Source organism: Pseudomonas sp. 18173, assembly GCF_050432945.1.
Lineage (GTDB): Bacteria > Pseudomonadota > Gammaproteobacteria > Pseudomonadales > Pseudomonadaceae > Aquipseudomonas.
On the sequence record NZ_JBKFTN010000003.1, the window covers coordinates 150891 to 171611 of the forward strand.

General features: G+C 60.5%; 15 protein-coding genes and 3 tRNA genes. 5 read left to right on the forward strand and 13 right to left on the reverse strand.

Annotated elements, in window-relative coordinates:
- Positions 1 to 125: 125 nt before the first annotated feature.
- From ACLD1X_RS04605 to rnr, 8 genes are all read right to left on the reverse strand, one after another.
- Positions 126 to 2429, reverse strand: a complete 2304-nt coding sequence (locus tag ACLD1X_RS04605) for a YgiQ family radical SAM protein (RefSeq protein WP_429366321.1) — start codon at positions 2427 to 2429, stop codon at positions 126 to 128.
- Between the two features lie 193 nt (positions 2430 to 2622).
- Complete coding sequence (dnaB, locus tag ACLD1X_RS04610) at positions 2623 to 4020, reverse strand: replicative DNA helicase (protein ID WP_429366322.1); 1398 nt, start codon at positions 4018 to 4020, stop codon at positions 2623 to 2625.
- Between the two features lie 123 nt (positions 4021 to 4143).
- The gene (gene rplI / locus ACLD1X_RS04615) at positions 4144 to 4590 is read right to left on the reverse strand and encodes a 50S ribosomal protein L9 (protein ID WP_007973276.1); all 447 of its coding nucleotides are present in this window, start codon (positions 4588 to 4590) and stop codon (positions 4144 to 4146) included.
- A gap of 19 nt (positions 4591 to 4609) precedes the next feature.
- Positions 4610 to 5503 (reverse strand): hypothetical protein, encoded by an 894-nt coding sequence (locus ACLD1X_RS04620; RefSeq protein ID WP_429366323.1) that lies wholly within the window; start codon positions 5501 to 5503, stop codon positions 4610 to 4612.
- Between the two features lie 36 nt (positions 5504 to 5539).
- The gene (rpsR, locus tag ACLD1X_RS04625; protein WP_002551829.1) at positions 5540 to 5770 is read right to left on the reverse strand and encodes a 30S ribosomal protein S18; all 231 of its coding nucleotides are present in this window, start codon (positions 5768 to 5770) and stop codon (positions 5540 to 5542) included.
- 28 nt (positions 5771 to 5798) lie between these two features.
- On the reverse strand, positions 5799 to 6221 hold the full coding sequence (gene rpsF, locus ACLD1X_RS04630; protein ID WP_007982042.1) for a 30S ribosomal protein S6: 423 nt from the start codon (positions 6219 to 6221) through the stop codon (positions 5799 to 5801).
- A gap of 307 nt (positions 6222 to 6528) precedes the next feature.
- A complete protein-coding gene (gene rlmB / locus ACLD1X_RS04635) occupies positions 6529 to 7296 on the reverse strand; it encodes a 23S rRNA (guanosine(2251)-2'-O)-methyltransferase RlmB (RefSeq protein ID WP_429366324.1) in 768 nt (255 codons plus the stop codon).
- Entirely contained in the window at positions 7293 to 9920 is a 2628-nt protein-coding gene (rnr, locus tag ACLD1X_RS04640) for a ribonuclease R (RefSeq protein WP_429366325.1), read from the reverse strand. The genes rlmB and rnr overlap by 4 nt, the downstream gene beginning before the upstream one ends.
- A 224-nt stretch (positions 9921 to 10144) precedes the next feature.
- Here rnr and ACLD1X_RS04645 point away from each other — a divergent pair.
- The 5 genes from ACLD1X_RS04645 (at position 10145) to ACLD1X_RS04665 (ending at position 13589) form a co-directional block, all read left to right on the forward strand.
- A tRNA-Leu gene (locus tag ACLD1X_RS04645) sits at positions 10145 to 10231 on the forward strand.
- Positions 10232 to 10399: 168 nt separating this feature from the next.
- Positions 10400 to 10486 (forward strand) — tRNA-Leu (locus ACLD1X_RS04650).
- 168 nt (positions 10487 to 10654) lie between these two features.
- Positions 10655 to 10741 (forward strand) — tRNA-Leu (locus ACLD1X_RS04655).
- Between the two features lie 290 nt (positions 10742 to 11031).
- Positions 11032 to 12042 (forward strand): extracellular solute-binding protein, encoded by a 1011-nt coding sequence (locus tag ACLD1X_RS04660; RefSeq protein WP_429366326.1) that lies wholly within the window; start codon positions 11032 to 11034, stop codon positions 12040 to 12042.
- Positions 12042 to 13589, forward strand: coding sequence for an ABC transporter permease (locus ACLD1X_RS04665; RefSeq protein WP_429366327.1), 1548 nt, complete (start codon positions 12042 to 12044; stop codon positions 13587 to 13589). The genes ACLD1X_RS04660 and ACLD1X_RS04665 overlap by 1 nt, the downstream gene beginning before the upstream one ends.
- Before the next feature lie 92 nt (positions 13590 to 13681).
- Here the strand turns inward: ACLD1X_RS04665 and ACLD1X_RS04670 are convergent, their stop codons facing one another.
- From ACLD1X_RS04670 to hflK, 5 genes are all read right to left on the reverse strand, one after another.
- The gene (locus ACLD1X_RS04670; RefSeq protein WP_429366328.1) at positions 13682 to 15616 is read right to left on the reverse strand and encodes a methyl-accepting chemotaxis protein; all 1935 of its coding nucleotides are present in this window, start codon (positions 15614 to 15616) and stop codon (positions 13682 to 13684) included.
- A 150-nt stretch (positions 15617 to 15766) separates the two neighbouring features.
- The gene (locus ACLD1X_RS04675) at positions 15767 to 17056 is read right to left on the reverse strand and encodes an adenylosuccinate synthase (protein WP_429366329.1); all 1290 of its coding nucleotides are present in this window, start codon (positions 17054 to 17056) and stop codon (positions 15767 to 15769) included.
- Positions 17057 to 17110: 54 nt separating this feature from the next.
- Complete coding sequence (locus tag ACLD1X_RS04680; protein ID WP_007983998.1) at positions 17111 to 18298, reverse strand: ATP phosphoribosyltransferase regulatory subunit; 1188 nt, start codon at positions 18296 to 18298, stop codon at positions 17111 to 17113.
- Between the two features lie 310 nt (positions 18299 to 18608).
- Positions 18609 to 19478 carry a protease modulator HflC gene (gene hflC / locus ACLD1X_RS04685; protein ID WP_046039827.1) on the reverse strand — a complete coding sequence of 290 codons (870 nt, stop codon included), beginning with the start codon at positions 19476 to 19478 and terminating at the stop codon, positions 18609 to 18611.
- Positions 19478 to 20653: an FtsH protease activity modulator HflK gene (gene hflK, locus ACLD1X_RS04690; protein WP_429366330.1), complete on the reverse strand. Its 1176-nt coding sequence runs from the start codon at positions 20651 to 20653 to the stop codon at positions 19478 to 19480. The genes hflC and hflK overlap by 1 nt, the downstream gene beginning before the upstream one ends.
- Positions 20654 to 20721 lie beyond the last annotated feature (68 nt).

Genomic DNA, 20721 nt, shown 5'->3' on the forward strand with positions numbered 1-20721 from the left:
TCACCGCAAACCCTGTGGGAGCGGGCTTGCCCGCGATGAGGCCAGTGACTTCAGCACAAATGGTTGAACCCTGAAATGCAAAACGCCAACCCGAAGGTTGGCGTTCTGTTCAGTTCAAGCGCGGCTTAGCGTGGCACGACCGGCTTGCGAGCCGGCTTCGGTCCCTTGCCCTTGGCCGCGTCCTTGCGCTCCTTGGCCGCCTGCTGGTTGCGGGCGAACGCCGCCGCCTTGGCCTGTTCGCGCTTGTCCCACGGGTTGCCGCCATCGCTGGCACGCGGTGGCAGGCCCGTGTGCTGGGTGAGGATCTTGGTGGTCTTTTCCTTGGCCACCTTATGGCTGCCGGCTGGCGTCGAGTTCTTGCGACGGGCGCTCTGGTAGCTGTCGGTCGACGGCTGGTGCAAAGGAATCAACTGGTTCTTGCCCGGCCCGATCAGGTCGGCGCGGCCCATGCGGGTCAGTGCCTCACGCAGCATCGGCCAGCCTTTCGGGTCGTGATAACGCAAGAACGCCTTGTGCAGACGACGCTGCTCTTCGCTCTTGACGATGGTCACCGCGTCACTCTTGTAGGTGACCTTGCGCAGCGGGTTCTTGCCCGAGTGGTACATCGCGGTGGCGGTGGCCATCGGCGACGGGTAGAACGCCTGCACCTGGTCGGCACGGAAACCGTTGCCCTTGAGCCACAGGGCCAGGTTCATCATGTCTTCGTCGGTGGTGCCCGGGTGGGCGGCGATGAAGTACGGAATCAGGTACTGCTCTTTCCCCGCTTCCTTGGAATACTTCTCGAACATGCGCTTGAACTTGTCATAGCTGCCGATGCCCGGTTTCATCATCTGGTTGAGCGGACCTTCCTCGGTGTGTTCCGGGGCGATCTTCAGGTAGCCACCGACGTGGTGGGTCACCAGTTCCTTGACGTACTCCGGCGACTCGACCGCCAGGTCATAGCGCAGGCCGGAAGCGATCAGGATCTTCTTCACACCCGGCAACTCACGGGCACTGCGATACAGCTGGATCAGCGCCGAGTGGTCGGTGTTCAGGTTCGGGCAGATGCCAGGGAACACGCACGATGGCTTGCGGCACGCGGATTCGATTTCCGGGCTCTTGCAGGCGATGCGGTACATGTTCGCGGTCGGGCCGCCGAGGTCGGAGATCACACCGGTAAAACCCGGGACCTTGTCGCGAATTTCTTCGATTTCGCGAATGATCGACTCGTGGGAACGGTTCTGGATGATCCGGCCTTCGTGCTCGGTGATCGAGCAGAAGGTGCAGCCGCCGAAGCAGCCACGCATGATGTTCACCGAGAAGCGGATCATGTCGTAGGCCGGGATCTTCTCCTTGCCGTACGCCGGGTGCGGAATGCGCGCATAAGGCATGCCGAACACGTAGTCCATTTCTTCGGTGGTCATCGGAATCGGTGGCGGGTTAAACCAGACGTCCACTTCGCCGTGCTTCTGCACCAGCGCGCGGGCGTTGCCCGGGTTGGTCTCCAGGTGCAACACGCGGTTGGCGTGGGCGTAGAGCACCGCGTCGTTGCGGACCTTTTCCACCGACGGCAAACGGATAACGGTCTTGTCGCGGGTCATGCGCGGGCTGGCCAGGATCTGCACGACCTTGGCTTCCTGCGGATCGTCAACCGGGCCCTTCTCCTGCTCGATGGCACAGGCAGCGGTGTCCTGGGTGTTGACGTACGGGTTGATGATCTTGTCGATCTTGCCCGGACGGTCGATACGCGTGGAATCGACTTCGTACCAGCCTTGCGGCGTGTCACGACGGATGAACGCGGTGCCGCGCACGTCGGTGATGTCTTCGATCTTGTGACCGTAGGACAGGCGCTGGGCGACCTCGACGATGGCCCGCTCGGCGTTGCCGTAGAGCAGGATGTCGGCGCTGGCGTCGATCAGGATCGAGTTGCGCACACGGTCCTGCCAGTAATCGTAATGCGCGATGCGACGCAGGGACGCTTCGATGCCGCCGAGCACGATCGGCACGTGCTTGTAGGCTTCCTTGCAACGCTGGCTGTACACCAGACTGGCGCGGTCCGGGCGCTTGCCGGCCAGGCCACCCGGCGTGTAGGCATCGTCGGAACGGATTTTCTTGTCGGCGGTGTAGCGGTTGATCATCGAGTCCATGTTGCCGGCCGCGACACCGAAGAACAGGTTCGGCTCGCCGAGCTTCATGAAGTCGTCTTTGGACTGCCAGTTTGGCTGGGCAATGATCCCGACGCGGAAGCCCTGGGACTCCAGCAGCCGGCCGATGATCGCCATGCCGAACGACGGGTGGTCGACATAGGCATCACCGGTGACGATGATGATGTCGCAGGAATCCCAGCCGAGCTGATCCATCTCCTCCCTGCTCATGGGCAGGAACGGCGCTGGCCCGAAACATTCGGCCCAGTACTTGGGATAGTCAAATAACGGCTTGGCTGCTTGCATGTCGATAACCGGTGTTGGCTTTCATTGAATTTCGCGGGCGCGGAATATAGCACAAATTTTGACCAATTCCGACGGCTATGGTCGGAAATTGCGTACACCCATGTGGGAGCGGGCTTGCTCGCGAAGGCGATGTGTCAGCCTACATTGATGTTGTCTGATACACCGCCTTCGCGAGCAAGCCCGCTCCCACAGGTTATTCGTCATCGTCGAAGTTGTAGCTGCCCGGCGCCAGGTTCTCGAATCGGGTGTATTTACCGATGAAGGCCAGGCGGATAAAGCCGATCGGGCCGTTCCGCTGCTTGCCGATGATGATCTCGGCAATGCCCTTGTGCTCGGTTTCCGGGTGATACACCTCGTCGCGATAAACGAACATGATCACGTCGGCGTCCTGCTCGATCGCTCCGGATTCCCGCAAGTCGGAGTTCACCGGGCGCTTGTTCGGCCGCTGTTCCAGGGAACGGTTGAGCTGCGAGAGCGCGACCACCGGGCAGTTGAATTCCTTGGCCAGGGCTTTCAGGGATCGGGAGATCTCGGAAATCTCGTTGGTCCGGTTGTCACCGCTGGAACCCGGGATCTGCATCAGTTGCAGGTAGTCGATCATGATCAGGCCGACTTCGCCGTGCTCACGCACCAGACGGCGGGTGCGAGCACGCATTTCCGATGGGCTGATGCCGGCGGTATCGTCGATGAACAGCTTGCGGTCGTTGAGCAGGTTGACCGCCGAGGTCAGGCGCGGCCAGTCGTCGTCTTCCAGCTGACCGGAACGGACCTTGGTCTGGTCGATGCGCCCCAGGGACGACAACATACGCATGATCAGCGATTCGCCTGGCATCTCGAGGGAGTAAACCAGGACGGCCTTCTCGCTGCGCAACACGGCGTTTTCCACGAGGTTCATCGCAAAGGTGGTTTTACCCATGGACGGACGGCCGGCGACGATGATCAGGTCGGCCGGTTGCAGGCCGCTGGTCTTCTCGTCGAGGTCGGTATAACCGGTGGACAGGCCTGTAATGGCGTTGTCGGTGTTGAACAGGGTGTCGATGCGGTCGATGGCCTTGGTCAGCAGGTCGTTGACGCCCACCGGGCCACCGGTCTTTGGCCGGGCCTCGGCGATCTGGAAGATCTGGCGCTCGGCTTCGTCGAGAATCTCGGCAGCGGTGCGGCCTTCCGGGTTGAAAGCGCTGTCGGCGATTTCAGTGCTGATGCCGATCAACTGGCGCAATGTCGCCCGCTCACGAACGATCTGCGCATAGGCCTTGATGTTGGCGACGGACGGGGTGTTTTTCGCCAGCTCACCGAGGTAACCGAGGCCGCCGACCTGCGAGGTCTGACCTTCCTTATCCAGTTGTTCGGACAGGGTCACGACGTCGATCGGCATGTTCTGATCGGCCAGCTTGGCGATCGCACGGAAGATCAGGCGGTGGTCATGTCGATAGAAATCGCCGTCGGAGACTTGATCGAGCACGCGTTCCCAGGCGTTGTTGTCCAGCATCAGACCACCGAGCACGGCCTGTTCGGCCTCGATGGAGTGCGGCGGCACCTTCAGGGCGGCGGTTTGCAGATCGTATTGCTCGGGAGCGGAGATATCGTTCATGGCCACTTGTGTTTTGGGTGATGAAAAGCAGGGGGTTCAGAAAGACAAAGGGCACGACCTGTAAACAGGATCGTGCCCGATGTTACCGGCAAGCACCCGAGGGTGCCAGCCGACAAGTGCTGCTTAAGCTGCTACCACGACAACGCGTACGGTGGCTTCAACTTCGGCGTGCAGGTGCACGGCTACGTCGAATTCGCCTACGTTGCGGATGGTGCCGTTCGGCAGACGAACTTCGCTCTTCTGCACTTCAACGCCGGAGGCGGTCAGTGCGTCAGCGATGTCGTGAGTACCGATCGAACCGAACAGCTTGCCTTCGTCGCCAGCGGTGGCAGTGATGGTCACTTCCAGCTCGGCCAGTTGGGCAGCGCGGCTTTCAGCCGATGCTTTGCGATCTGCTGCAGCTTTTTCCAGCTCGGCACGACGCTCTTCGAACGCAGCCAGGTTGGCTGGGGTCGCAGCGGTAGCTTTGCCGTAAGGCAGCAGGTAGTTACGACCGTAACCAGCCTTAACGTTCACTTTGTCACCCAGGTTGCCCAGGTTGGTGACTTTTTCCAGAAGGATCAGTTGCATGTGAAAATCCTCTTAACTTTTAACCTTCACCGTTCGCGTTATCGGCATCTTTCGGTGCCGAACGACCGCGAAAATCAATCAGGCTGTCGACGATGGCCAGGACCACCAGCAACGGATAGATCAGTTGCATGAACAGCAACAGCGTTACGTACAACCCCACCAGCCAGAACCTGGCCAGTCGCTTCTGCGCCACCAGCCCGTGAATCAGGGCCAGCCCGGCGAACACCAGCGGTACGCTGCACAACGGCGTCAACATGGCCATCTGCGGACCGATGTTCGGCCCCAGAAGCATGCACGCCAGCAGCAACATCGCCGGCAACAGCGGGAAGCGGATGGCGCGAAACTCGCGACCAAAACCGCCTGGGTTATACAACAACGCCTGCCAGTAGCGCCCGACAAGCAGGCTCAGCAAGCTGACGACTTGCAACAACGCCGCAATCAGGCCGGTCAGGACCGGTGCAATCAGGGACGCGAAACGCGCTTGTTCGTCTACCGACATCTTCTGGTAGACATCACCGAGTAGCGACGGCATGACTTTGATCAAAGCCTGCGCCAGCATCTCGATCTGGGGAGCAAAAGCTGTCCCCAACACCACTGAAAACACCACTCCCATCGCTATGCTGACCAGCAGCACGCGGTTCCAGGACTCGCTTGCGCGCAAAACCAACGCAAGGCTCGCAGACCCCAGCAGCACCAGAAGTGCCCGTGGGTCGTCGGAGTACAGCCACCAGACCAATGCCGGCAGCAGTCCCAGAGCAAGAACGCCCAGGGCGTCCCTCAATCCGCGCCGCAGGAGCACAAGGCATCCGGCGGCAGCACCCAACCAATACAACAACGGCATTGCCGCGCATCCAGCCACTACGAGAGTGGCCTGCATACGGCCGCGCATGATGAACTCAGCTATGGCCCGCATGCATTCAATCCTTTGCTACGAGTCGACTGCCCGGTCTCAGCGGCCGTGGCTGTCGGTGTAGGCCAGCAGGGCCAGGAAGCGGGCGCGCTTGATAGCGGTGGCCAGCTGACGCTGATAACGAGCTTTGGTACCGGTGATGCGGCTTGGAACGATTTTGCCGGTCTCGGATACGTAGGCTTTCAGAGTGTTGAGATCTTTGTAATCGATCTCTTTCACGTCTTCAGCGGTGAAGCGGCAGAATTTACGACGACGGAAGAAACGTGCCATTTGATAGGCTCCTTAAAAGGTCCGTGGATTACTCGTCAGCGTTATCGCTGTTGTCGCTGTCATCACTGTCAACGCTTTCAGCGCCTTCGTGCTCAGGACGGTCGCGACGCTCACGGCGCTCACTGCGGTTTTCTTCAGCCTTGAGCATCTCGGACTGGCCGGTAACGGCTTCGTCGCGACGGATGACCAGGTTACGGATCACTGCATCGTTGTAGCGGAAGTTGTCTTCCAGCTCGGCCAGGGCCTTGCCAGTGCACTCAACGTTCAGCATCACGTAGTGAGCCTTGTGAACATTGTTGATTGCGTAGGCCAGTTGACGACGGCCCCAATCTTCCAGACGGTGGATTTTGCCGCCGTCTTCTTCGATCAGCTTGGTGTAACGCTCAACCATGCCGCCGACTTGCTCGCTTTGATCCGGGTGGACCAAAAAGATGATTTCGTAATGACGCATGAATGCTCCTTACGGGTTGTAGCCTGCCGCTCAAAAGCGGTCAGACAAGGAGTGAATGACACTTATGGACTTGCGTGGGTAAGGCACATGAATGCCTGCCGTCACAGCAAGGGGCGCAATTGTAGAGAAGGGGCGAGGGAGGCGCAAGGTAATTGGTGATTATTTGAACAGCCACCGACACCAAAAAACACTGTAGGAGCGAGCTTGCTCGCGAAGGTCGTCAACGATAACGCGGGGAAGCTGATGCCCCGCGGTGATCTTGAGCCCTTCGCGAGCAAGCTCGCTCCTACAGTGGGTCGTGCGCTAATCAGGCTTTCTTGGCGGCCGCCGCAGCTTTCGCGCCGCGCTGACGCTGCGCCTCGAACAGGCACACGCCAGTCGCTACCGACACGTTGAGGCTGCTGACGCTACCGGCCATCGGCAGGTGCACCAGGTAGTCGCAATGCTCGCGGGTCAGGCGGCGCATGCCCTTGCCTTCGGCCCCCATGATCAGGATGGTCGGGCCGGTGAGATCCTGGTCATACAGGCTGATCTCAGCCTCCCCCGCCGTACCGACAACCCACAAGCCACGCTGCTGGAGCTTTTCCAGGGTGCGCGCCAGGTTGGTCACGGCGACCAGCGGAATCACTTCCGCCGCACCGCAGGCGATTTTTCGCACAACCGGCGTCAAGGTAGCCGACTTGTCTTTCGGCACAATCACGGCCAGAGCGCCCGCCGCATCGGCGGAGCGCAGGCAGGCACCGAGGTTGTGCGGATCGGTCACACCGTCGAGCACCAGCAACAACGGCGCGCCATCGGTGCGATCGAGCAGCTCGTCGAGCATCGCCTCGCCCCAGACCTGGCTCGGACTGACGTCCGCCACCACGCCCTGGTGCACGCCTTCAACCCAGGCGTCCATTTCACGACGCTCGGCCTGACCGACCTGGACACGGTTTTCGTTGGCCAGCTCAATCAGCGTCTGGACCCGAGGATCATTGCGGCCTTCGGCCAGCCAGATCTGCTTCACGCGTTTCGGGTGATGACGCAACAACGCTTCTACAGCGTGTACGCCGTAGATCTTTTCCAACTGACTCATGGCTTGGCCTTAGGTTTACGCGCCCCGCCAGTCTTGGCTGGAGCCGAGCCCGCCTTTGGCGGACCTTTACGATGTTTGCTCGGTTTGGCTGGTTTGCCGCCGACAGCCTTGTCAGGCGCCGACCGGCTGGTCTTTCCCCCAGACGCCGCTTTACCGCCGCTTTTCGCACCGGCCAGCAACGCCTGTTTCATTTCACGACTCTTGCGCACTTCGGCGTTTTTCGCCGCCGCATCGCTCGGACGATAGGCCTCGACAGCCTTTTCCTTGGCAGGACGACGACCGGTTTTCGCCGGGGCCGGTTCTGCCTCGGCTTTAGCCGCAGGTGCTGCCGCTTCGGTGCCACGTTTTTTGCGGCCGATCGGCGCGCTGATGGTTTTTTCTGCCATCTCGAAGTCGATCTTGCGCTCGTCGAGGTCGACGCGCATGACCCGCACTTCCACGGTGTCGCCAAGGCGGAAGCTGCGACCGGTACGCTCACCGGCCAGGCGGTGGTGCACGGGATCGAAGTGGTAGTAGTCGCCCGGCAGCGCGGTGACGTGCACCAGGCCTTCGACATAAATATCTGTAAGCTCGACGAACAGACCAAAACCGGTCACTGCAGTAATTACGCCCGGGAACGATTCGCCTACGCGATCCTTCATGAACTCGCACTTGAGCCAGTTCACCACGTCACGGGTCGCTTCGTCGGCACGGCGCTCGCTCATCGAGCACTGCTCGCCGAGTTGCTCCAGGGCCGCTTCATCGTACGGATAGATGCGCGCCTTCGGAATGGTCATCGCACCGGCACGACGAACGTGCGGGGTGTCCTGCTTCGAATGGATCACGCTGCGAATCGCCCGGTGCGTGAGCAAGTCCGGGTAGCGGCGGATCGGCGAAGTGAAGTGCGTGTAGGCCTCATAATTCAAGCCGAAGTGGCCTTGGTTATCGGCGCTGTAGACCGCCTGGCTCAACGAACGCAGCATGACGGTCTGGATCAGGTGGAAATCCGGACGATCCTTGATACCGGCCAGCAGTGCCTGGTAATCCTTCGGCGACGGACCATCCTTGCCTTTGTGCAGGGACAGGCCGAGCTCGCCGAGGAAGGCGCGCAGCTTTTCCAGGCGCTCCGGCGGCGGACCGTCGTGAACGCGATACAGCGCAGGGATTTCGTGCTTTTTCAGGAACTCGGCGGTGGCCACGTTGGCCGCCAGCATGCATTCCTCGATCAGCTTGTGCGCATCGTTGCGCACGGTCGGCCGGATTTCGGCGATCTTGCGCTCGGAACCGAAGATGATCCGGGTTTCCTGGGTTTCGAAATCAATCGCGCCACGCACATGGCGAGCGGCCAGCAACACCTTGTACAGCGAGTAGAGCTGCTTGAGGTGCGGCACCACGTCGGTGTACTCACCGCGAAGCTTGCGCCCCTCGGTGGCCTTCGGCGTTTCCAGCATCGCGCTGACCTTGTTGTAGGTCAGGCGGGCATGGGAGTGGATCACCGCTTCGTAGAAGCAGTAGTCGGTCATCTCGCCGGATTTGGAGATGGTCATCTCGCAAACCATGGCCAGGCGGTCGACTTGCGGGTTCAGCGAGCACAAACCGTTGGACAGCTGCTCAGGCAGCATCGGAATCACGCGCTCGGGGAAGTACACCGAGTTACCGCGAACCTGCGCTTCGGCATCCAGTGCCGAACCGAGCTTCACGTAGCTGGATACGTCGGCAATCGCCACGTACAGCTTCCAGCCGCCGGAGAACAGGCGCAGCTTGCCCGGACGGGCTTCGCAGTAGACCGCGTCATCGAAGTCGCGGGCATCTTCGCCGTCGATGGTGACGAACGGCAGATGACGCAGGTCGATGCGCTTCTCTTTGTCTTTCTCTTCGACTTCCGGCTTGAGTTTGCCGGCTTCCTTGAGCACGGCTTCAGGCCAGACGTGAGGAATGTCATAGGTCCGCAGGGCAACGTCGATCTCCATGCCCGGCGCCATGTAGTTGCCCACGACTTCAACCACGTCGCCTTGCGGCTGGAAGCGTGGCGTCGGCCAGTGAGTGATCTTCACTTCGACGAACTGACCGATCTGCGCGTTGGCGTTACGGCCCGGCGTGACCAGCACTTCCTGCTGGATCTTCGGGTTGTCGGCAACGACGAAGCCGATACCGCCCTCTTCGAAGTAGCGACCGACGATGGTTTCGTGAGCGCGGGACACCACTTCGACGATCATGCCTTCGCGGCGACCACGACGGTCCAGGCCGGAAACACGGGCCAGGGCACGGTCACCGTCGAACACCAGACGCATCTGCGCCGGGCTCATGAACAGGTCGTCACTGCCGTCGTCCGGCACCAGGAAGCCGAAGCCGTCGCGGTGACCGCTGATGCGGCCCAGGATCAGGTCGAGCTTGTCCACCGGCGCGTAAGTGCCACGACGGGTATAGATGAGTTGAGCATCGCGCTCCATGGCGCGCAGGCGGCGGCGCAGGGCTTCGATCTGGTCTTCTGTGGTCAGACCAAACTCTTCGACCAGTTGCTCGCGGTTAGCAGGCGAACCTCGATCAGCAAGGTGCTGAAGGATCAGTTCGCGGCTAGGAATGGGGTTTTCATATTTTTCCGCTTCACGAGCGGCCTCGGGATCGAGGGACTGCCAATCGGCCATTAGAGAGTTTTCACCTTGTCTATATGCGGGTTAGTTTGGCATAGGCGTAATGAAACGGGAAATTTCAAGCTAAGACGACCCATCTAAAGCCCTGTATCGACACCTCAAAGCTGAATTGCAGACCGCTGGTGAATTTTTTCAGGTTTTTTTGAGGCTGGGGGTTTACAGTTAAAAAGACGCTCCGTATAGTGCGCGCCATCGACGACGGAGACGTTGCCGATACTGCCCAGATGGTGAAATTGGTAGACACGCCAGCTTCAGGTGCTGGTGACCTTACGGTCGTGGAAGTTCGAGTCTTCTTCTGGGCACCAATTTCGAGCTTGAGATTAGATCAATTTCAAGGCTCACACAAAAACCCGCGAAAGCGGGTTTTTTGCATTCTGGGCCCCTGATTTATTAATTTTAAAATCAGGGGTTTACAGATCAAAATGCTCTCCGTATAGTGCGCCACATCAACAGCGGCAACGCTGAAGATGAATGCCCAGATGGTGAAATTGGTAGACACGCCAGCTTCAGGTGCTGGTGGCCTTACGGCCGTGGAAGTTCGAGTCTTCTTCTGGGCACCAATTTCGAGCTTGAGATTAGATCAATTTCAAGGCTCACACAAAAACCCGCGAAAGCGGGTTTTTTGCATTCTGGGCCCCTGATTTATTAATTTTAAAATCAGGGGTTTACAGATCAAAATGCTCTCCGTATAGTGCGCCACATCAACAGCGGCAACGCTGAAGATGAATGCCCAGATGGTGAAATTGGTAGACACGCCAGCTTCAGGTGCTGGTGGCCTTACGGCCGTGGAAGTTCGAGTCTTCTTCTGGGCACCAATTCAAATTCAAGGTTACGGCCTTGAGTTTCACAAAAACCCGCGAAAGCGGGTTTTTGCGTTTCTGGCGTTTGAAAAAGCACTCCACCCTGCTCGCGATGAATGTGCAGGCAACGCATTTCTCCAGACGACCCTCGTTTTCGTTCGCGCCCATCGCGAGTAAGCTCGCTCCTACAAGGGGGGGCGAGCCCAATAGCGAACATATGCCAGCCAACACAAGGCGCATTTGAGAAACAATATCGTTTATCATTGTTGCAAGTTTTTGCAATGCGACAGTGAGGAACCCTGCGAATGATGTTTCGAAATACCCTGCGCCGCGGCCTGACCATTACCCTGCTCGGCCTGGCACTGGCCACGCCCCTCACCCAAGCCGCCGATCCGGTTTCCCTGACGCTCTACAACGGCCAGCACAAGGAAGTCGGCGACGCGGTCGCCAAAGCCTTCGAAGCCAAGACCGGCATCCACGTCAATGTGCGCAAAGGCAGCAGCAATCAGCTCGCCAGCCAGATCGTCGAAGAAGGCGATCGCTCCCCTGCCGACGTCATCTACACCGAAGAGTCGCCGCCACTGAACAAACTCGGCGAACAGGGCCTGCTGGCCAAGACGGATGACGCCACGCTGGCCGTTCTGCCCAAGGAATACGTGGCCGGCAACGGCACCTGGATTGGCGTGACTGCCCGGGTGCGCGTCGTCGCCTTCAACCCGAAACTGATCGATGAAAAAGACTTGCCCGCCTCGGTAATGGAATTCTCCAACCCCAAATGGCAAGGCAAAGTCGGCTTCGTGCCCACCAGTGGCGCCTTCCAGGAACAAGCCGTTGCGATCATCAAGGTGCACGGCATGGACGCCGCCGAAGAATGGCTGACCGGGCTGCGCGCATTCGGCAAGACCTACAGCAACAACATGGTTGCACTGAAAGCCGTGGAAAATGGCGAAGTGGCCACCGTGCTGGTCAATAACTACTACTGGTTCGCCCTCCAGCGTGAAAAAGGCCAGCTCGACTCGAAGCTGCATTACTTCAGCGGCGGCGATGTCGGCGGGCTCATCACCGTTTCCAGCGCAGCGGTGCTCAAATCCAGCAAACACCCCCAGCAAGCACAGCAATTGCTCGCCTACATGGCCAGCGAGGAAGGCCAGCGCGTAATCACCCAGACCACCGCCGAATACCCTCTGCACAAAGGCATGGAATCTGATCGCGGGCTCAAGCCATTCAGCGAACTGCAGGCGCCGAACGTGACACCCGCCGACCTCGGCAATGCCGAAGAAGCCCTGGACCTGGAACGTGACGTTGGCTTGAACTGATGAGCGCATCGCTATCTGTCATCAGCCTGCGCCGCAAGCGTCCTCCCATAGGATTGGTGTTGCCGGTGTTGCTGCTGGTCGTACTCAGCTTCCTGCCGCTGGCCTATGTCGGACTCAAAACCTGGCAAGCAGGCTGGGCCGAAGCCTTGCATCTGCTATGGCGGCCCTACGTATTCGGCCTGCTGCGCAACACACTTGCGCTGATGCTGGGCGTCACCCTCGCCTGCGGCGTGATCGGCCTGTCACTGGCGTGGCTGCTCGAACGCAGCAATCTGGCGGGACGCAGGATCTGGGGTGTGATCCTGTGCCTGCCGTTTGCCGTACCGGCCTTTGTCAGCAGCTTCACCTGGGTTTCACTGAGCGCTCACTTTGAAGGGCTCGGCGGGGCGATCCTGGTGATGAGCCTGTCCAAATACCCGCTGATTTTTCTGCCCGTGGCGGCCACCCTGCGCAACCTCGACCCGTCCCTTGAAGAGTCGGCCCGCACCCTGGGCCAGAATCGTTGGGGTGTGTTTTTCCGTGTCACCCTACCCCTGCTCTGGCCTTCGCTGCTGGCGGGCTCTTTGCTGATTGCGCTGCACATGCTGGTGGAGTTCGGCGCCTTGTCGATCATCGGCCTGCAAACCTTCACCACGGCGATCTATCAACAGTTCGAGCTGGAGTTCAGCAATGCCAACGCGGCGATGCTCTCCGCCGTACTGCTGATGCTGTGCCTGGCGCTGCTGTGGCTGGAGCTACGCGTGCGCGGCAAGGGTCGACACGTGCGCACCGGCCAGGGCGCGGCAAGGCACGCGGAACAGGTTCAACTGGGGCCGTGGGCAGTGGCGGGACAGCTTTACTGCCTGCTGCTGACAATCATTGGCAGCGGGATTCCGCTGGGCATGCTGGCCTACTGGCTTGCGGTGGGATCATCGGCAGCCTTTCCCATGGCGGCGATCGGCGAAGCATTGCTTTCATCCCTCGCACTGTCGCTGGGAGGCGCCGGGTTTTGCCTGGTGCTGGCGGTGCCGGTCGGCCTGCTGGTCGTACGCTACAAAGGTCAACTGGCGATCTGGGCCGAGCGTTTGCCGTATCTGCTGCACGCCCTGCCGGGACTGGTCATTGCCCTGACCCTGGTGTATTTCGCCCTGCACTACGTGCCGATGCTCTACCAGACTTCGGCATTGCTGCTGATCGCCTACGCCCTGCTGTTTCTGCCACTGGCCCAGGCACCGATCCGCACTGCCCTGAACAAGGCGGCACCGCAACTCGAGGAGGCCGCCCGCACACTCGGCGCCTCGTCATTCAGTGCGTTCTGTCGAGTGACACTGCCGATTATCTTTCCGGCGCTGGGCGCGGCTTTTGCGCTGGTGTTCCTGGATGCGATGAAGGAACTGACGGCGACACTGCTGCTGAGCCCGACCGGACTCAATACCCTGGCGACGGAGGTGTGGGCGCATACCGCGAATGTGGAGTTTGCTGCTGCGGCGCCTTATGCGGCGTTGTTGATCCTGGTGTCGGGGTTGCCGGTTTATCTGCTAACGACGCGGATGTACCTGAGTCGCTGATACCGCCTTCGCGAGCAGGCTCGCTCCCACAGGAAGACGCATTCCAATGTGGGAGCGAGCCTGCTCGCGAAGGGGCCGGCACAGACAATAGACTAAGCCCTGAACTGCCCCAGGCTCGCCTTCAGCTGCGCCGCCAGGCCATCGAGCACTTTGCCGCTCGCCGTGGTCTCCACGACAGCCTGCGCGGCTTTCTCGGCCTGGGCGTGAATGGTCTGGACCCGCCCGCGCACGGCCTGTGCGCCTTGCGCCTGATGCGCCGCAGCCTGGGTAGCCAAACCGATCGCCGCATGGACCTGCTCGACAGATGCCTGCACCGACTGCTGCAACCGGGCACTGTCGCGCAGCACCAGTAAACCTTCACTGGCCTGGCGCCCGGCCTGACCAATCGCCGCCACCGCCTCACGCGCACCTTGCTGCAATGCAACGATGTGCGCCTGAATATCGCCAGTGGAGCTCTGCGTCTTGCTCGCCAGCGCCCGCACCTCATCCGCCACCACCGCAAACCCGCGCCCGGTCTCGCCGGCACGTGCCGCTTCAATAGCCGCGTTCAGCGCCAGCAGGTTGGTCTGCTCGGCGATGCCGTGAATCACCGTCAACACCACTTCAATCTGTTCGCTTTGCTGTGCCAGGCGCTCGATCACTTGCGCACCGGTGTTGACCTGCCCCGCCAGCTCCTCGATCAGGCTGCCGACTTTCGCCGAGGTCCGGGTGTTTTCGTCGGTAGCCTGACGAATGTCCACGACTTGTTTCAGCGCCGCCTGCATGGCGTGGCTTTCCGACTGCGCCTCATCAGCCATTTGCGACAAGGCACGCAAACTCTCCGCCACCTCGTCGCGCTGCATGCCAGCCGCCGCATCCGCACCGGCGTTGCGCAAGGTCATGGCGCCAATTTCCACACCGGTACGCTGAGCCACATCGCCCGCCTCGCGCACGATCGGCTGCAACTTGTCCACAAAGCGATTGACCGCCGAGGCCATGTCGCCGATCTCATCCTTGCTGTTGATCTGCACACGCTTGGTCAGGTCGCCCTCGCCCGCCGCCAGGTCATCCATGGCAACGATCAGCATTTTCAGGCGATTGACCACTCGGCGACCGAGCACCACCGCCAACAGCAGCAGGACACCGAAACCCACCACCGCCAGACATACACCGATGCGCCAGCGCAAGGTCGCGGCGGCTTCCTGTACGGTGCCGGTGGTGTTGGCTTTCATTTCAGCCGCCGTGGACTGCGCCGACTGCAGACGCGCGCGCATGGCCGCCGCGCTGTCGGCGGCCGCGCCCTTGAGGCTGTCGCCCACCAGCTGATCGCTGCTGGCGATCAAGGCCGAGAAGCGCTTGTCGAGGGCCGCCAGATCAGTCTCCACCGAGGCCGTCGAGACCCCCATCAGGACCTTGCCGATTTCCACGCCATTGGGGTTGATCGAAGCCTCGATGTAGAAGACCGAAGGATCGTTCTTCGCCGCATCCAGCACCTTGTCGAGCGCCCGCTCGCCCTGGCCTTTTTCCAGCAGCGCCTTGTTGATCGGGTTTTCCCGGTTGAGGTAGCGCGTCAGGTGCTGGCCGGTGGCGTCGTCATACACCACGAACAGCACATTGGGATTGCGCTGGGCCCGGCGGGCGAACTCGGACAGTGTCGGAACGTCGTTGTCCCACATGGCGCGAGGCGCAACGGAAGCCAGAAGCTGAGCCATATCGCTGGCGGAGTCCTTCAGGTCCTTTTCCAGGGTCTTACGCAATTGCGCCTGTTCTTCCTCGAGACGCGAGGACAAACCGGCCGTGAGGCGTTGACGTGTACTGGTAGAGAGACCGTCCAGACTGGACGTGACTTCGCGCCCTGCCTGCTCGAGCTCGGCGGAGAGCTTTTGACTGTCCGCGCCCAGGCGCATGCCCAGATCGGCTTCCAGCGCGGTCACCGTGCTCCGGGTCAGGGCAACAGCCACCAGCACCTGCACCAAAAGGGCGATACCAAGGGTAACGAACACAGGCCGTAATAAACGGCTCTGTAACAATGAGAGAACGGCCGACATCTGAAATCCCTCTGCTTTGGCGCCATTAAATTGATAGCACGCCGGAAGCAATGCTTTTTTTAATGTTCACAGCAAAGGTCATGCCGTTCGACCGGCATAAACGACAAAGGCCCCGATTAAGGGGCCTTTGTGTTTTACATCAACGACTTATCAAGCGAACGGATGACGCAGAACGATGGTTTCGTTGCGGTCAGGCCCCGTCGAAATAATGTCGATCGGCGCGCCGATCAGCTCTTCAACGCGCTTGATGTAAGCACGGGCGTTAGCTGGCAGCTCTTCCAGGGTTTTGGCACCCACGGTCGACTCGGTCCAACCCGGCACTTCTTCGTACACAGGCTGCAGGCCTACGTAGCTGTCGGCGTCAGTCGGGGCAACGGTGTTGCCTTGCGCATCCTTGTAGCCGACACAGATGTTGATGGTTTCCAGGCCGTCGAGTACGTCCAGCTTGGTCAGGCAGATGCCCGAAATGCTGTTCACATCGATAGCGCGACGCAGGATAACAGCGTCGAACCAGCCACAACGACGGGCACGGCCGGTAGTCGCGCCGAACTCGTGACCTTGTTTGGCCAGGTGCGCACCGACTTCGTCGAACAGCTCGGTCGGGAATGGACCCGAACCTACGCGCGTGGTGTAAGCCTTGGTGATGCCCAGGATGTAGTCCAGGAACATAGGGCCAACACCCGAACCGGTAGCAACGCCGCCAGCGGTGGTGTTAGAGCTGGTCACGTACGGGTAGGTACCGTGGTCGATGTCCAGCAGGGAGCCTTGGGCGCCTTCGAACATGATGTCCTTTCCAGCGCGACGCAGGTCGTGCAGCTCGGCAGTCACGTCCAGCATCAGCGGCTTGAGCAGCTCAGCGTATTCCTTGCACTCGGCCAGGGTCTTTTCGAACTCGATGGCAGGCTCTTTGTAGTAACCCACCAGCATGAAGTTGTGGTAATCCACCAGCTCACGCAGCTTGTCTTCAAAGCGCGGCATGTTGAGCAGGTCGCCCACACGCAGGCCACGACGTGCAACCTTGTCTTCGTAGGCCGGACCGATGCCGCGACCGGTGGTACCGATCTTCAGCTCGCCACGAGCCTTTTCACGAGCCTGGTCCAGCGCAACGTGGAAGGACAGGATCAGCGGGCAGGAAGGGCTGATACGCAGGCGCTCGCGCACCGGTACGCCTTTCTCTTCCAGCTTGACGATTTCACGCATCAGGGCGTCAGGTGCAACCACCACGCCGTTGCCGATCAGGCACTGCACGCCTTCGCGCAGTACGCCCGACGGAATCAGGTGCAAGACGGTCTTTTCACCGTCGATCACCAGGGTGTGTCCAGCGTTGTGGCCACCCTGGTAGCGCACTACGGCGGCAGCATGTTCGGTCAGCAGATCAACGATCTTGCCTTTGCCCTCATCACCCCATTGGGTGCCCAGGACTACGACATTCTTACCCATAACACTTGTCCTCATTCGCGCAAACTTGGTGCCGGCGGCAGCCGGCGGGAAACCTCAAGAAGCCAGTGGCGATACTTGCCAAAGCCCGTTCTGCTGAATCAATTGCCGGTCGCAGTCCGCTTCACGGGCGGCGGCCAAAGGTTGTCCAGGCAAGGCCTGGACGACACGCTGACCCTCACTGCGCAACTGGCAAACCTGCTGCCAGAGTGCTGCATCCGTACTGTCAGGCATCCAGATACCGCCAGACGGTAGCTCGATCTCAGCACGCCCCAGGGTCACCAGGGTTTTCAAATCGGTAGAGAAGCCGGTTGCCGGACGGGCGCGACCGAAGTCGGCGCCGATGTCGTCGTAACGACCACCCTGGGCAATGGACTGACCAACACCCGGTACGAACACGGCGAACACTACGCCGGTGTGGTAGTGGTAACCACGCAATTCGCCCAGGTCGAAATACAGCGGCAGCTCCGGGAAACGCACGGACAGCCGCTCAGCGATCGCCAGCAGGTCGTCCAGTGCCGCCGTCACCTGCGCCGGAGCCTTGGCCAGACGCTCGCGGGCCGCAGCCAGCACTTCACGGCCGCCACACAGGTCGACCAACGCCCGCAACATGCCCGACAGATCGGCCGGCAAGCCTTCGGTCAAGGTAATGACCTCGTCGATGGCCTTGCGTTGCAATGCGTCGAACAACTGTTGTTCGACTTCGCCGGACAGACCGGCGGCGCGGGCCAGGCCGCGATAGATGCCGACATGGCCGAGGTCCATGTGCACATCCGGCACATCGGCCAGTTGCAGCATGGCCAGCATCAGGCTGATGACTTCGACGTCGCTGCTCGGGCTACCGTCGCCGTACAACTCGGCACCCAGCTGAATCGGGCTGCGCGAGGACGACAAGGCACGCGGCTGGGCATGCAGCACGCTACCGGCATAGCACAGGCGGCTCGGACCTTCGCGGCGCAGGGTGTGCGCATCGATGCGCGCCACTTGCGGCGTGATGTCGGCACGGAAACCCATTTGCCGGCCCGATTGCGGGTCGATGACCTTGAAGGTCCGCAGATCCAGGTCCTGGCCCGCGCCAGTCAGCAGGGATTCCAGGTACTCGATATGGGGAGTCACGACAAACTCGTAACCCCAGCTCTGGAACAGATCCAACACCTGACGACGCGCGACTTCAATACGCGCCGCTTCCGGTGGCAGTACTTCTTCGATGCCATCTGGCAGAAGCCAGCGGTCTACCGTTGCCATTACGCCTTCCCCTATATCCGGGCGACCAGCCTGTCGGCGAGCCTTGAGTGAAGCAGAAAATGATCAGCTCATGTGCAATCCACGCGCATGGGCGACGGAGCGAAAAGCCCTTCTACCGGCTTCGCCAACCACTTTCCTCGAAAAACTGTCGAGCCAATCGGCCCGGCATCTGCTTGAAAACAGCAATCAAACATGCAGACGCAAAAAAGCCGGGAATTTCCCGGCTGCCGCATCATACACACGTTTTCCCAAAGGATCACCCCGCCAGAGGTTTTAGCCGCCCGGCGGGAGGATTCAGGTCAACGCCGTATCAAGGCTTGGCTTTTTCCAGGTAGTGGAAGAAGTCGCTGCTTGGGTCGAGAACCATGACGTCGGATTTGTTCGCGAAGCTTTCACGGTAGGCGCGCAGGCTACGGTAGAACGCGTAGAACTCCTGATCCTGACCGTATGCCTTGGAGTAGATCGCAGCAGCCTGGGCATCGCCGTCACCGCGAACCTCTTCGGATTCACGATAGGCTTCAGCCAGCAGCACGCGGCGTTGACGATCGGCGTCGGCACGGATGCCTTCAGCCAGCTCGTTACCCTTGGCGCGGTGCTCGCGAGCTTCACGCTCACGCTCGGTGCTCATACGTTCGAACACGCTGCGGTTCACTTCTTTGGGCAGGTCGATGGTCTTGACCCGAACATCGACAACTTCGATGCCCAGTTCTTTTTCAGCCATCTTGTTCAGCGAAGCAGTGATGTCCGCCATCAGCGCATCGCGCTCACCGGAGACCACTTCGTGCAAGGTGCGCTTGCCGAACTGGTCACGCAGGCCCGACTCCAGACGACGGGACAGACGCTCGTCAGCGATCTGCTTGAGGCCGGAAGTCGCGGTGTAGAAACGCTCTGCGTCCTTCACGCGCCACTTGGCGTAGGCATCGACCATCACGGCTTTCTTTTCCAGCGTCAGGAAGCGCTGCGTCGGTGCATCCAGCGTCATCAGGCGTGCGTCGAATTTACGCACCTGGTTAACGTAAGGCACTTTCACGTGCAACCCTGGCTGAACATCGGTCTGGACCACGCGACCGAACTGCAGCAACACCGCGCGCTCGGTCTGAGCGACGATGTAGAAGCAGTTCCAGGCAGCGATCGCCACGACGACGCCGACAATAAGGGCGATCAGCGATTTATTGCTCATCAGCGACTCTCCCTGGTACGTGCCTGCTGCTGCAGATCTGCTGCCGCACGCGTATTCGCTTCATTGCTGGTGGCTGCCGCACCGCTGCTCATCGGAGTGCTGGTGCTGCGACCACTTTCAACCATCTTGTCCAGCGGCAGGTACAGCAGGTTGCTCTGGCCGTTCTTGTTGCCGGTCACGAGAACCTTGCTGGTGTTGCTGAAGACTTCCTGCATGGTGTCCAGGTACAGACGCTGGCGGGTGACTTCCGGCGCCTTGCGGTACTCGGCGACCAGCTTGGTGAAGCGATCGGCCTCACCCTTGGCGCGCGAAACGGTTTCGTCACGGTAGCCATTGGCATCCTCGAGGATGCGCTGGGCCTGGCCACGAGCTTCCGGCACGACGCCGTTGGCATAGGTTTCGGCCTGGTTGCGCGAACGCTGCTCGTCTTCCCGGGCACGGATCACGTCATCGAAGGCTTCCTGGACTTCACGCGGTGCCGCTGCGCTCTGAACGTTGACCTGGGTCACGGTGATACCGGTGCGATAGGTATCCATGAAGCGTTGCAGACGCTCCTTGATTTCGCTGGCCATCAATTCACGACCTTCGGTCAGCACCTGGTCCATTGCGGTGGAACCCACCACATGGCGCAAGGCGCTGTCGGTCGCGTGCTGCAGGCTGATTTCCGGCTGATCGACGCTCAGCACGAAGTCCTGCAGATTGCTGATCCTGTACTGCACGGTCAGTGGCACTTCGACGATGTTCTCGTCTTCGGTGAGCATCTGGCCCTGCTTGGTGTAGGCACGCTCACGCGTGACGTTTTCCATGTACTTCCTGTCGATCGGCGGGAAGTAGATATTCAGGCCCGGACCCACGGTTTCGTAGTACTTGCCGAAGCGCAGCACCACGGCTTGCTCCTGCTCGTCGACGACATAAACCGCGCTGTACAGCCAAACGGCGGCCAACACGACCAGCCCGATGCCGAGCAGGCCGCCAAAGCCGCCACTCTTGCCCGGACCACCGCCGTCGTCGCCACCACGTTTCTTACCACCACCGAACAAACCGTTCAGGCTTTCCTGCAGCTTTCGGAAGGCCTCGTCGAGATCCGGTGGTCCCTTGCGGTCGCCGTTGTTACGACGCTTGCCACCCCAAGGATCCTGATTATTCGAGTTGCCACCCGGCTCATTCCAAGCCATAGCGCTCTCCATCTGATAAAGCAAAGACGCACCCACGGCGCGCCGGCCAATGCTACAGAATGCCTGTC